This window comes from Rhodococcus sp. JS3073, assembly GCF_026810085.1.
In the GTDB taxonomy this organism is placed as follows: domain Bacteria; phylum Actinomycetota; class Actinomycetes; order Mycobacteriales; family Mycobacteriaceae; genus Rhodococcus_F; species Rhodococcus_F wratislaviensis.
Window position 1 is genome coordinate 1,460,488 of sequence record NZ_CP113951.1, and the last position, 13,160, is coordinate 1,473,647.

Annotated in this window: 10 protein-coding genes; 1 reads left to right on the top strand and 9 read right to left on the bottom strand. The window is 68.5% G+C overall.

Features of this window, described 5'->3' with window-relative positions; translation table 11 throughout:
• Nucleotides 1-2: 2 nt before the first annotated feature.
• From OYT95_RS06845 to pruA, 9 genes are all read right to left on the bottom strand, one after another.
• Nucleotides 3-941 (bottom strand): HAD family hydrolase, encoded by a 939-nt coding sequence (locus OYT95_RS06845; protein WP_268791043.1) that lies wholly within the window; start codon nucleotides 939-941, stop codon nucleotides 3-5.
• A gap of 15 nt (nucleotides 942-956) precedes the next feature.
• Complete coding sequence (locus OYT95_RS06850) at nucleotides 957-3,317, bottom strand: arylsulfatase (RefSeq protein WP_268791044.1); 2,361 nt, start codon at nucleotides 3,315-3,317, stop codon at nucleotides 957-959.
• Between the two features lie 108 nt (nucleotides 3,318-3,425).
• A complete protein-coding gene (locus OYT95_RS06855) occupies nucleotides 3,426-5,075 on the bottom strand; it encodes a substrate-binding and VWA domain-containing protein (RefSeq protein ID WP_268791045.1) in 1,650 nt (549 codons plus the stop codon).
• A gap of 135 nt (nucleotides 5,076-5,210) precedes the next feature.
• On the bottom strand, nucleotides 5,211-6,449 hold the full coding sequence (locus OYT95_RS06860; RefSeq protein WP_268791046.1) for a PucR family transcriptional regulator: 1,239 nt from the start codon (nucleotides 6,447-6,449) through the stop codon (nucleotides 5,211-5,213).
• A gap of 129 nt (nucleotides 6,450-6,578) precedes the next feature.
• Nucleotides 6,579-7,619: an NADP-dependent oxidoreductase gene (locus OYT95_RS06865; RefSeq protein WP_112299147.1), complete on the bottom strand. Its 1,041-nt coding sequence runs from the start codon at nucleotides 7,617-7,619 to the stop codon at nucleotides 6,579-6,581.
• Nucleotides 7,620-7,671: 52 nt separating this feature from the next.
• Nucleotides 7,672-9,072, bottom strand: coding sequence for an acyl-CoA synthetase (locus OYT95_RS06870; RefSeq protein ID WP_268791047.1), 1,401 nt, complete (start codon nucleotides 9,070-9,072; stop codon nucleotides 7,672-7,674).
• A 12-nt stretch (nucleotides 9,073-9,084) separates the two neighbouring features.
• Nucleotides 9,085-9,744: a rhomboid family intramembrane serine protease gene (locus OYT95_RS06875; protein WP_268791048.1), complete on the bottom strand. Its 660-nt coding sequence runs from the start codon at nucleotides 9,742-9,744 to the stop codon at nucleotides 9,085-9,087.
• Between the two features lie 53 nt (nucleotides 9,745-9,797).
• Nucleotides 9,798-10,775: a proline dehydrogenase family protein gene (locus tag OYT95_RS06880; RefSeq protein WP_037231669.1), complete on the bottom strand. Its 978-nt coding sequence runs from the start codon at nucleotides 10,773-10,775 to the stop codon at nucleotides 9,798-9,800.
• Nucleotides 10,772-12,412: an L-glutamate gamma-semialdehyde dehydrogenase gene (gene pruA / locus OYT95_RS06885; protein WP_268791049.1), complete on the bottom strand. Its 1,641-nt coding sequence runs from the start codon at nucleotides 12,410-12,412 to the stop codon at nucleotides 10,772-10,774. The genes OYT95_RS06880 and pruA overlap by 4 nt, the downstream gene beginning before the upstream one ends.
• Nucleotides 12,413-12,568: 156 nt before the next feature.
• Here pruA and OYT95_RS06890 point away from each other — a divergent pair, with 156 nt between their 5' ends.
• Entirely contained in the window at nucleotides 12,569-13,159 is a 591-nt protein-coding gene (locus OYT95_RS06890; RefSeq protein ID WP_268791050.1) for a hypothetical protein, read from the top strand.
• Nucleotide 13,160 lies beyond the last annotated feature (1 nt).

The window sequence follows — 13,160 nt, forward strand, 5'->3', positions numbered from 1 at the left end:
ATTCATCTGACCTGGTCAGGGAGTGGCGCGAACACCGTCGCCCAGTCGTTCTCGATGCTGACCACCGTCCACCGGTCGGCCTCGGCCAGTTCGAGCGCCTGCTCGGCGCCCGCGACGTAGTCGAACTCGCGGGCGGCGTCGTCGTGGCGCAGCAACAGCCGCAACGACGGCCGGTCCGGTGCCTCCGCGAACTGGAGCATCGGGATGTCCCCGTTGCTGTTTCCCGCCGCCAGCAGGGGCCGCCTACCGACCCGGTTCCAGATCTGCACCGGCTTCTCGGGTCCGTCGTCGAGAACGTCCGCCTCGGCTCTTCGGAAGATCGCCCCGCTGCGGCCGTCGTGATTCCAGACCAGTGACACCCCGCTGCCGATGACCCGTTGCCGCGGAATGCCGTAGACGTCGTGACTGATCGGCCGCATGAAATCGCGGCCGCCGCCGGACACGATGTAGTTCCGGAACTCGTTGACGGCCAGGTAGTCGAGCAACTCCACCATCGGCGCGTAACTGCACCCCAGGTAGTCCCGGTCGAGGGTGGGATGCCGGGCGGTGCGCAGGAACTGGTCCGCCCGGGCCTCGAACTCCTCGACAGTCACGTCGGCGAACGCGGCCAGCACACCTGCGGCGAGTACTCCCACCCCGCTGTCGTCGCCGTTGTAGTGCTGCGTGATGACGTCGTTCAACCAGCCGTAATCCTGTGTGTAGGCGGCCTGCCAAGGCTGACGGGTGCGAAGATCCTGATCGTGCTCGGCCATGACGACGAGCCGGCGCAGGATGAAGTCGAGCTGAATGGGCATCGGCTTCTCACACCACAGCGTGCCGTCGTTGTCGAAGACCGCGATTCGATCCTCGACGGGGACGTCCTCCGCCGTCACACGCCCGACGAATCCCAGGATGGCCGACTTGCCGGCACCCTCACGCCAGCTCGGAAGGGGTTCTGTCATGGCGACCTTCCGCTCTCATTCGCGCGAGAGCATGGCGGCGGCTTCGCGTTCGAGATCGACGAACGGTTCGCCGCTGACGTCGATCGCGACCCGGTTCAACGTCCCACCGGTGAAAGCCCACGGCGATGTACCCGGGTAGTCGTCGGTGACGGGTTCGCCGCTGTCCCGGCCGGCATTGAGGCCCTCGCCGCCTCCGATGCTGAACTTGCCGGGCTGGGTCCGGATCCGACCTTCACCGACCTTGCGGTCGCCGTAGTAAAGGCTCAGGACTCCCCGGGCGGTACCGGGCGGGTCCTCACAGTCCTTCTCGAACGACGCAGCCAGGATGAGGTTCTCTCCGGTCGGCAGGTCCTCGGTCGCGTCGATCTTCTGCTGTTCGCTGCCGAGGAAGTTGTACACGTAGTGCAGCCGATTGTCCTTGACGTAGAGCGAGTGCCCACCGAACCTGCCACCGTGGGAGAACAGCACCCCGGCAGCACCCGGTTCGGGGAGGTCGACGAGCGCCCCGATCGAGTAGGAGCGGTTGCGAAGGTTGACGGCCACCGCCTCGGGTACCTCGGCGCCACCGGGTCGATACACGTAGCGATTGCGCGGTGGCGCGAGCTGGGGGCGCGGGGTGGTGAGCAGTTCGACGCCTGAGCGGTCGTCGAGCGGCAACGCCTGGTTCGCACCTGCCTCGTGGAACCACAGGCCGACGAGCTCGGCGAGCCTGCCTGGTTCCGACTCGGCGAGGTCGTGGAGTTCGGAGCGGTCCACCTGAGTGTGGTAGAGCTCCCAGGTGTCTTCCGGGAAGTGACTCCACCCGCTCAGTGTCGGGTGGGTGGTGACGGCCTTCCAGCCGTCGTGCCAGATGCCCCGCCCGCCGAGCATCGAATAGAACTGGGTGTGCTTGGCGGTGGGGATGTTTCCGGCGTCGAAGCTGTAACGCATGCTCACGCCCTGAATCGGGTGCTGGGTGTAGCCCTTCACCGTGTCGGGAAGTTCGACACCGAGGCAGTCGAGCAGGGTCGGGACGATGTCGATGGCGTGGTGGTACTGGTCGCGGGTTTCGCCGCGAGCCTCGATCCCGGCCGGCCACGACATGATGCACGGGTCGGACGTGCCGCCGTTGAAGGAGTAGCGTTTCCACATCTTGAACGGGCTGTTGAACGCCATCGCCCACCCGTTCGGGTAGTGGTTGTAGGTCTCGGTGCCGCCGAGCTGGTCCAGCTTGGCCAGGTTCTCGGCGAGGTCGTCCGGCACGTTGTTGGCGATCTTGTTCTCGTTGACCGAACCGTTGGGGCCGCCCTCACCGCTGGCGCCGTTGTCGGAGACCACCACGACGATGGTGTTCTCGAGCTGTTCGATCTCCTCGAGGTAGGCCAGCAGTCGGCCGATCTGGTCGTCGCAGTGCGAGAGGAAACCGGCGTACACCTCGGCCATGCGCGCGAAGAGCCGCTTTTCGTCGTCGGACAGGGTGTCCCAGGGGCGCGTGAAGTCCAGCGGTGGGAACGGCTGGCCGTCTGGTCCGGTGCGGGTTTCCGGGGTGCCGATCGGATTGAGCGGCGGCAGTTCGGTGTCCGGGGGTACGAGGCCCATCTCCTTCTGCCGGGCCAGGGTCCGCTCGCGCATCGCTTCGTAGCCGTCGTCGAATCTGCCGCGATAGCGGTCGGCCCACTCCTGCGGAGCGTGGTGGGGTGCGTGCGCGCAGCCGGGCGCGTAGTACAGGAACACCGGCCGGTCCGGGGCGATCGCCTTGACGTCGCCGAGGTATTCGAGCGCATGGTCGGTGATGTCGACGCTGAAGTGGTAGCCCTGCTCCGGGGTGGCGGGCTGCTCGACGGGATGGTTGTCGTGCACCAGATCCGGATACCACTGGTTGGTCTCGGCACCGAGGAAGCCGTAGAAGCGCTCGAAGCCGCGGCCGACCGGCCAGTTCCGTTTGGTCGACGCCAGGTTCATCTCGTCCTCGGCGCACAGGTGCCACTTGCCGACCATCGCGGTGCTGAAGCCCTGCTCGACCAAGATCTCGGCGAGGGTGGCGCATTCGGGAGGGATGTGACCGTTCCCGCCGGGGAAGCCGACCGCGCACTCGCTGATGCACGCCATACCGTTGGTGGTGTGGTTCCGCCCGGTGAGCAGGCAGGATCGTGTCGGGGAACACAGGGCGGTGGTGTGCCACTGGCCGTACCGCAGCCCGTTCGCGGCAATCCGGTCGATGTTCGGGGTCTCGATCGGCCCGCCGTAACAGCCCATCGCACCGAAACCGACGTCGTCGAGCACGATGTAGAGGACGTTCGGTGAACCGGGCGTCGCCTTCGGTTGCTCGTACGGACCCCAGTCCGGGATCGAGTCACGAATATCGAGATTGACGACACCTCTGAACGGCTTGGCCATGACGAACTCCTCGAATGGGTCCACCCCCACCTTCCACCAAAGCACTACCGACCGGTGGCTGACTAGGGGTGCGGCCGAAAAGTCCGACTGCGCCGGAACGGGATTCCGCTAGCGGCGACCGCGGGCGGCCAGCGCGTTGACGAACACGTTGGCGATGTCGGCGGGATCCTTCGCGACATAGCTCGACCCTCCGGTCACCCGCGAGATCTCGGCGAGCGTGACCGCGTCGGCGTCATCGGTGATGCCGATCGTCACGATGATGACGGGGCGTGCCGGATCCATCTCACGCTGCAGGATGCTCAGGAGCTGTTCCTTCGTGATGGAGTCCGGATCCTCGTTGGCGCCGTCGGTCAGGATGATCACACTGTTCACGGCGCGCGGGTCGTATGTCTCCTGCACCGTCCGGAACGCGGCGAGCGTCGTGTCGTACAGACCGGTGCCGCCGCCGATCAGTGCGTCGACCTTCCCCGCCTGCTGCGCCATCAGCTGGCGCTGAGTGAGTCCGTCGACCACCGTGTCGTAGCGGCGGATCGGGACCATCTCCTTGTAGTCCTGCGGTCCCCCACCGAGCCCCTGCGAGAACGCCCACAACCCGGCGGACACGCTGTCCGGGAACATCGCGTTGCCGGCGAGTGCGGCGTCGACCGTGAGGTCCATGCGCGACCGGTTGCCTGCGGGGGTCTCCATCGACCCCGACACGTCGATCGCGACGAGCGTGCGGATCGGCAACGCCATCAACGCCCAACCACCGAGGGCGTCCTGTAGCGCCGTCTCGTCCTCGAGCGCCAGCTTGGTGACCCGGCCGACGCCGCGACCGTCAGCGGGCGGACTCCCGTCCGGTCCGCGGAATCCGTTCTCCGCGAGTACCGCGCGGGCATCCTCACCGCCCAGAACAGCGGCGACGGCACGTGCCACCTGGGTGGCCCTGTAATGCCGGTCGGGTGCGGGCGAGGTGACGACGAGCGGGAAGTTCATGAAGTTGCTGCCCGTCGGCGGCACCGTCGCGGTGAGCGTGCGCGCGCCGTCGCCCTCACCGGAGAAATCGAGCACGGACTGTTCGGTGGCCACGGCGACTCCACCGTTGTCGACGACGCCCTGGAGCATCTCCTCGCCGATGGGCTCGTCCGCGGTGCGCGCACTCTCCTCCTGTGCGAGCGGGACCAGCGCCGCCCGCACGGTTCCCGCGGACACGGGGTCGGCCTGACCTTCGGCCAGCGCGGCATTGATCGGGGCCTGCGCGACCCCTGTCACGAGGGGGTTGCCCAGCTGGATGTTCTTGATCTGGAGGGCGGCGAGCCACGTCGGCGAGGTGGGCGCGTCCTCCTCCCGCGACGCCAGGACGACAGGCGAGGATGCGATCGACCCCGTCATCACCTCGACGGGGCCGGCCGCGGTGAGCGCCGCCTTGCCCACCCAGGCCCCGGTGTCGGGTATCCAGAGGTCGGGGGCGTCGGTTCCCTTACCGAGTCGTCCCGCGATGTCGCCGGACGTCGCTGCGCTGACGGCGACGTTCGCGCAGCCCAGGTCGGTGTCGTTCGCTTCGCCGAGAATGCTGCTCAGGGCGGGCGCGATGCTCGGGTCGGCGGCGAGGGTGTAGTCGGTGACCTGATCGCAGTCGTCGGCCCAGGAGCGGACTGCCTGAACGACGACGACCACGGAGGCCACGAGCCCGATCACGACGGCAGCGCACACCGCGTAGAACCCGGGCGAGCGACCACCGCGCTCCGGCCCCGCGCTCGAATGCCGCCCTCCGGCCATCGCCTGCCTCCCCTAACATTTCGGTCACGAGACGACCACCGACACACCCGGACCGAATATGATCCGGCCCACATCGTAGCGAACGGTGCAGCGTACGACGCTGCGCCGGTGACGGGCGCCCGGATCAGGGCCACGTCAGCGATCGGGTTGCGCGACCTCGAGCCGGCGGGCCACGAGCGCCGCCTGGATCTGCCGCAACCCGGACGGGCGCGTCGGGTCGCAGCCCGTCAGCTGCGCCACCCGCTTGAGCCGGTAATCCACCGTATTGGTGTGAAGGTGCATCTGCTTCGCGGTGCGCTGCCGATTGAGGTCGTGGCCGATGTGCACCTCGAGCGTCTCGATCAGTTCGGGTGAGCCCTGCAACGGTTCGAGGAGTCGCGCCAGGTGGGTCCGGCCTGGCCCGGGCCTGGTGAGCTGGTATTCGAGCGCCAGATCGTCCATCTCGTAGAGACCCGGTTCGAGCGCCAGCTGATCGGCCAGGTCGAGGAGTTCGTGGACTTGGTCCGCCGCCGCGGGGATACCGGCGGTGCGAACCCGGGTTGCCGTGGCGGTGAGCGGAACCCCGGCTGCCGCTCCGATGCGGTCGAGCAGGGAGACCATCCACGTCCGTTCGGGCGAACCCGGCAGCAACAGTGTTCCGCCGTCCGGGCTCAGCGAACACAGGGCGGCACCGCCCGAGGCGTCCGCCAGCTCGATCTGCAACCGCCGGAGCTTCTGCCGGGCGACGACGGCTTTGCGCCGGTGGGTCACGGCCTCCGTGGGATGCGACGGAATCGACAGCCCCAGGACCACGTACTCGTCGGCCAGCTCCACGCCCGCGTGCCGCGCGGCGGTCGCCGCCTTTCTGCCGCTGAGCAGCGCCGTCACGAGGTTGATCGCGGCACCGTCCCGTTCGCTGTTGACCGCTTCGAGTTCCTCCACGTAGCTGGTCGTGGCGGCGACGGTCACGCATTCGAGGAGGGTGAACATCACCTTCTGGATGACCAGGAGTTCGGGCAGGTCTTCCTCTCGGGCGTTCGAGGCGACGAGGTCCCCGGCCTCCTGAATGCCTTCGTGGAGAATGCGGAGCACGAGCTTCAACGGGAATCCCTCGCGGGCCCAGCGCGCGGAACTGTTGCGCACCTCCGCGAGGTCCTCGTCCGTCGGGCTGATGCCTTCGTCGAGCATCTGGATACCGAGACCGAGGCAGACGATCGTGAAATCCATGACGTCGCTCTGCAGTTGTTCGCCGGGAAGCGAACCGCACGGGGTCACGTTGTCGGCGAAATGCCGGACCAGCTTCTGTGCGACCGTGAGTGTGTCGCGCAGCGGCGCGGAGGCGGGCCTGCCGTCGACGAGGATCTGCGAACCCGCCCCCGAACTATGAGTCGTCATGGATCTGATCACTCCCATATGTGGATGACAACGAACTCCCGCACCATCGACATCACGCAAACATAACGAGGGTCCGCTTCTGTCACCGTTGTATCACGACAGCGCCCTGTCCAGGGCGAATACGGCCCGTCAGTCCTCCTCGGCGACCCGGACCACGAGCTTGCCGAAGTTGCTGCCCCGAAGCAGACCGATGAACGCCGCAGGCGCGTTCTCGAGCCCGTCGACGATGTCCTCGCGGTAGGCGAATCGGCCCTCCCGGATCCACCCGGACACATCGCGCTGGAAGTCCGCGTACATCTCGGAGACGAACTCGCGCTGGATGAATCCGCGGATCGTGAGGCTCTTGACCAGCACCCGGGTGAAGAACCCCGGCAGCCGATCCGGGCCATCGGGGGTCTCGGTGTCGTTGTACTGCGCGATGAGGCCGCACACCGGAACTCGCGCATACAGGTTGAGCAGCGGCAGCACGGCCGCGGCCACCGCACCGCCGACGTTCTCGAAGTAGACGTCGATGCCGTCGGGGCACGCCGCGCGCAGTTCCTCGGCGAAGTTGGGGGACCGATGGTCGACGGCGGCGTCGAATCCGAGTTCGTCCAGCAGGTACGCACACTTCTCCGGTCCGCCCGCGATCCCGACGGCCCGGGCGCCCTTCAGTTTCGCGATCTGCCCGACCGCGGAGCCGACCGGACCGCTGGCCGCCGCGACGACCACCGTCTCGCCTGCCTTCGGCTGCCCGATCTTCAACAGGCCGGAGTACGCGGTGAATCCGGGCATGCCGAGAACTCCGACGGCGGTGGACAGCGGCGCGGTGTCGCGGTCGAGTGCACGGAGGTGATTGCCGTCGACCACTGCGTGCGACTGCCAACCCGCGTACCCGAGAACGTAGTCACCGGTTGCGAAGTCCGGGTGCCGGGACTCGACGACCTGTCCGACGGTGCCGCCGACCATGACCTCGTCGATCTCGACGGGGTCGGCGTAGGACTCCGCGGCACTCATCCGGCCGCGCATGTACGGGTCGAGGGACAGGTAGATGACGCGGATCAGCACCTGACCTTCGGCGGGATCGGGGAGGTTCACCGCCTCGAGCCGGAAGTTGTCGGCGGTGGGCGCGCCGTCCGGCCGCGAGGCGAGGACGATTCGGGTGCTCTGAACGATGCTCTCGACACTCACTGTGCGCCTGCCAATCCGTGTTGGGCCGGTATCGCACGCCACCTTACCGATTTCAGAACAGCTGCTTCTTCTGCACCTTGCCCATCGCGTTCCGCGGAAGCGACTCGACCACACGGATCTCGCGGGGCCGCTTGTGCACCGACAGTTCGGTGGCCACGTGCTCGATCAGCTCGGTTTCCGAGACGTCGTCCCCCACCACGAAGGCCACCAGCCGCTGACCGAGGTCCGGGTCGGGAAGGCCGACGACCGCGGCTTCCCGGACGCTCGGGTGGCCGAGGAGAGACGTCTCCACCTCCCCCGCGCCGACGCGGAATCCACCCGACTTGATGAGGTCCGTGGATTCGCGGCCGACGATACGGTGGAATCCCTCCGGGTCGATGACGGCGACGTCGCCGGTCTTGAAGAAGCCGTCGTCCGTGAACGATTCGGCCGTCGCGTCGGGCCGGCCCAGGTAGCCGTCGAAGAGCATCGGGCCGCGCACCTGCAGACCGCCGATGGATTCGCCGTCGTGGGGGACGTCGCTGCCGCGCTCGTCGCGCAGCCGGGTCTCGACGCCGCGGACCGGCACCCCGACCCACCCCGGGCGACGCTCGCCGTCGGCCCGGGTGCTGAGCGTGAGCATCGTCTCGCTCATGCCGTACCGCTCGATGGGTGCGAGCCCGGTCAGCTCGTGCAGCTTCTCGAACACCGGCACGGGCAGCGGGGCGCTGCCCGACACCAGCAGGCGCGCACCCGACAGCGCGCGCGCCGACTCGGGATCGTCGGCGATGCGACCCCACACGGTGGGGACACCGAAGTACATCGTTCCGTGTGCCGCGGCGTAGGCCGCCGGGGTGGGTTTGACCGTGTGGACCAGACGGCTGCCGATACGCAACGGTCCCAGCACACCGAGGATGAGGCCGTGGACGTGGAACAGCGGAAGTCCCTGCACCAGTGTGTCGTTGCCGGTCCACTGCCAGGCGTCGGCGAGGGCATCGAGGCCGGCGGCGATGGCCTTCCTGCTGATCAGCACGCCCTTGGGCGGTCCCGTGGTGCCGGAGGTGTAGAGCACGAACGCGATGGAGGACTCGGGCGGTTCCGGGTAGCTGTGCCACGACCGGGCGTGGACGCGGACCGGAACGACGGGCAGGCCCGCCGTGTCCGCGGGCGACTCGCCGAGCCACGCCTGCACGCCGGAGTCACGCAGGATGTGCTCGAGTTCGGCGGGGCCGGAATCGGGCGGCACCGGCACCGCGGTCACACCGGCGATGAGGCAGCCCACGACGGCGAGGACGGTGGTGACGGTGGGGGTGGCGAGGATCGCGACCCGATCCGCGCGTGCCACGCGCTCGGCCACGGATGTCGCCGCACCGAGCACATCACCGCGCGACAGGGTGGTGTCGCCGATCCGGATGGCATCGGGAATGTCGTCGCCCTGGGCGACGGCCAGAGGATTCAGAGATCGCAGCAGCACACGGTCAGCTTCTCACAGGGCCCGGACGCGCTCCGGTGGGTCTCCCGGTGGCGGACTGACGGTGGCCAGTGCCGCACCCAGCAGCGCCCCGGTCAGCACAGCCAGTCCGTGGGCGTCGTCGACGACCACCAGCAGGACACCGGCGAAAACGATGCCGCCGCTCGCGGCGAGTGCGCGCCACTCCTTGGACTGCATCACCACCAGACCGGCGAGGGACGCGGCCAGCGCGAGCGTGGCACCCGAGTTGCCCGCCCCGGGCGACGGGAACAGGAACGCGGTGAACAGGCCGAAGATGATCTGGCTCGCCACGAACAGCAGGACGGCCCGCACTCCACCCCAGACCCGGACCGCGAGCGGGGCGACCCAGGCGAGAACGAGCAGATTCACCGCGGTTCCGGCCAGTCCCCCGTCCTGCACCGCAACCGAGGTGACGATCCGCCACCACTGGTGGTCCCGGATCTGGGTGGGGTCACGCTCGAGGGCGTCGAGGACGGCGGGGACGACGACCTGCAGCAGCGACGGCACGGCGATCAGCAACCACAGCACCACCGCCGTGCGCGGCGGACGGGTGAGCCGGACCTCGCCGATGCGCGTCGAACCGAGCAGCGTCGCGAGCACGAGAACGACGGCGAAGAGGACCGCGCTGGTCCATCCCCCGCCCGAAGTCGTCACCGCGAAACTCTACAACGACGCACCCCGCGGGAACCGATCCGCGACAACGCCGGTCAGTCCCGGGTGACCACCGACCGCAGGAAGAACCGCAGGTTCGAGGGACGCTCGGCCAGTCGCCGCATGAAGTACGCGTACCACTGACTTCCGTACGGCACGTACACCCGAACCTGCTTGTCCTCGTTCGCGAGCCGACGCTGCTCGACGTCCCGGATCCCGAACAGCATCTGATGCTCGTAGGCGTCCGCGGCGCGGCCGGTGCGCCCGACCAGCGGGGCGACCGCGTCGATGACGGCCGGATCGTGCGAGGCCACCATGGGGTACCCGGCGCCTTCCATGAGGATCCCCAGGCATCGCAGATACGACGCGTCCACGGCGGCGCGGTCCTGGAAGGCCACGGACTCGGGCTCCCGGTACGCGCCCTTGCAGAGCCGGACCCTCGAACCGGGGCCGGCGAGGGCACGGCAGTCGTCCTCGGTACGTCGCAGATACGACTGCACCACCGCACCGAGCCAGGGATAGTCGTCGCGGAGTTCGTGCACGATCGCCAGCGTCGAATCGGTGGTCGTGTGGTCCTCGGCGTCCACGGTGACCCACACCCCTGCCGCCTCCGCGGCGGCGCAGATCGTGCGGGCGTTGTCGGTGGCGATCCTGCGACCGTCGCCGGCGAGGGCCTGACCGAGCGCCGACAGTTTCATCGATACCTCGAGCCGGCGAACACCCGAAGTCCCGTCCGCCGCTTCGGGTAGGGCACCGAGATCGGCGACGAGCGCCAGATACTCGTCGACCGTCGCCTGGGCTCCCTCGGCGTCACGCGTGTCCTCACCGAGAAAGTCGATCGACACCGATCGGCCCGAATCGAGGATCTCCCGGACGGCCGCGAGCACCGATTCCCGGCTCTCTCCGGCAACGAAGCGGTCGACGAGTTTCCGTGTGACCGGGGCGCCGGTGACCGCCCGCTTGACCCGGGACGACCGGGCCGCCGCGAGGATCGCCGGGCGCAGCGGATTCGCCAGAACCGGTGGCGCTTTCATTCCGACCCCATGTGCGGATAGCGGTAATCGGTGGCCGGGACGAACGTCTCCTTGATGGTGCGGGCCGACACCCACCGCAGCAGGTTGAGCTTGGACCCGGCCTTGTCGTTCGTGCCCGAGGCGCGGGCTCCGCCGAACGGCTGCTGCCCGACGACGGCACCGGTCGGCTTGTCGTTGACGTAGAAGTTTCCGGCAGTGAACCGGAGAGCAGACGTTGCCTGCTCGACGGCCTGGCGGTCGTCGGCGATCACCGCACCGGTCAGCGCGTACGGGGCCGCCGAATCGACCTTGGCGAGCACGTCGGCGAACGCGTTCGGGGCCGAATCGTCGTACACGTGCACCGTGAGGATCGGCCCGAAGTACTCGGTGGTCATCGCCTCGTCGGCGGGGTCGTCCGCGAGGAGCACGGTGGGGCGGACGAAGTAGCCGACGCTGTCGTCGTACTTGCCGCCGACAGCGATCTCCAGGCCGGCAGCGCTGCGGGCGCGTTCGATGGCCGCGACGTTCTTGTCGTACGCGCGCCGGTCGATGAGGGCGCCGCCGAAATTTTCCAGATCCGTCACGTCACCGTAGGTGAGGGCATCGACTTCCGCGGTGAACGTGTCCCGCATCCGCCGCCACAGCGATTTCGGGACGTAGGCGCGGGAGGCGGCCGAACACTTCTGGCCCTGGTATTCGAACGCTCCGCGGACCAGCGCCGTCCGCAGTACGTCCTCGTCGGCCGAGGCGTGCGCGACCACGAAGTCCTTGCCGCCGGTCTCCCCCACCAGCCGGGGGTAGCCGGCGTACTTCCCGATGTTCGCGCCCACCTCGCTCCACAAGTGCTGGAACGTCCGGGTCGAACCCGTGAAGTGGATACCCGCGAGGCGGGGGTCGCTCAGCAGCACCTCCGACACAGCCTGCCCGCTGCCGGTGAGCAGATTGATCACGCCCGGAGGCATTCCCGCGGCCTCGAGCAGTTTCATGGTCCAGTACGCGGCGACGGTCTGCGTCGACGACGGCTTCCAGATCACGGTGTTGCCCATCAACGCAGGCGCGGTCGGCAGATTGCCAGCGATCGCGCTGAAATTGAACGGCGTGATGGCGTAGACGAAGCCCTCGAGCGGACGGTATTCGAGCCGGTTCCACACACCCGGTGACGAGATCGGCTGGTCGGCGAGGATCTGGCGGGCGAAGTGAACGTTGAAGCGCCAGAAGTCGATCAACTCGCACGGTGCGTCGATCTCCGCCTGCTGGACCGACTTCGACTGGCCGAGCATCGTCGCCGCCGCGAGCGTCTCGCGCCACGGCCCGGACAACAGATCGGCGGCGCGCAGGATGACCGCGGCCCGGTCGTCGAACGAGAGTGCCCGCCAGTGCGGTGCCGCGGCCGTGGCCGCCTCGACCGCCGCCGACGCGTCGTCGTGGGTGGCGCTGCGCAGCGTGCCGAGCACAGCGGTGTGCCGGTGGGGTTGCACGACGTCGACGCGGTCCCCGTTGGCGTGCCGGTGTTTGCCACCGATCACGTGCGGGATGTCGACGGGATTGGTAGCGATGTCGGTGAGTGCGGATTGCACACGGGAACGTTCGGGACTGCCCGGCGCGTACGTGTGGACCGGCTCATTGGTGGGCACCGGAACCTGGGTGATGGCGTCCATGCTGCCTGCCTCCTGCCCTCAGATCGTGAGGAACTGTGACCGGGACCGCGGGCCGACGGGGACACCCGTCCGAGCGGAACCCTTGAGCCCAGGTTAGCGCCGGACTGGGGTACTCATCCCGTTTTGACGCGCGGGTCGGCTGGCTACCATCGGCACATGGCCGAACGGAATCGCGTGTCACCCCGATCCGAGATCGTCGCGATTCCACTCCGCGGCCGGTTCATGGGGAACAGGGGCTGCCTGCACCGGGGGCACACCGTCGTGCGCAACCATGCAGGCAGGCGGTGGATCATCTGCGTCACCGACTACGCGGCCCGCACCGTCGACCAGTGGAGCGCGGGCCACTACACGGTCCTGTTCTTCCACGACGAGGCGGTCGCCCTCGCGGCCGGGCACCGGCCGTGCGCCCTGTGCCGGCGCGAGCGGTACAACGACTTTCGCGTCGCGTGGCAGTCGGCCAACGGGGGTGGACTGCCCGGCGCGGAGGAGATGGACGCCCGGCTGCACGGGGAGCGGCTGATCGGTTCTCACCAGCGGACGCACGAGGCCGCGTGGTCGTCGTTGCCCGACGGCGCCTTCGCGTTGTCGGACGGCGGACCCGCGGTCGTGCTGGGTGACACCGTCGTCCCGTGGTCGACCGAGGGATACGGGACCCCGGCGAACCGGCCGACCGGCACCGCGACCGTCCTGACACCGCCGTCCACCGTCGCCGTCCTCGCCGTCGGCTACCGACCGGACATCGCGTAGT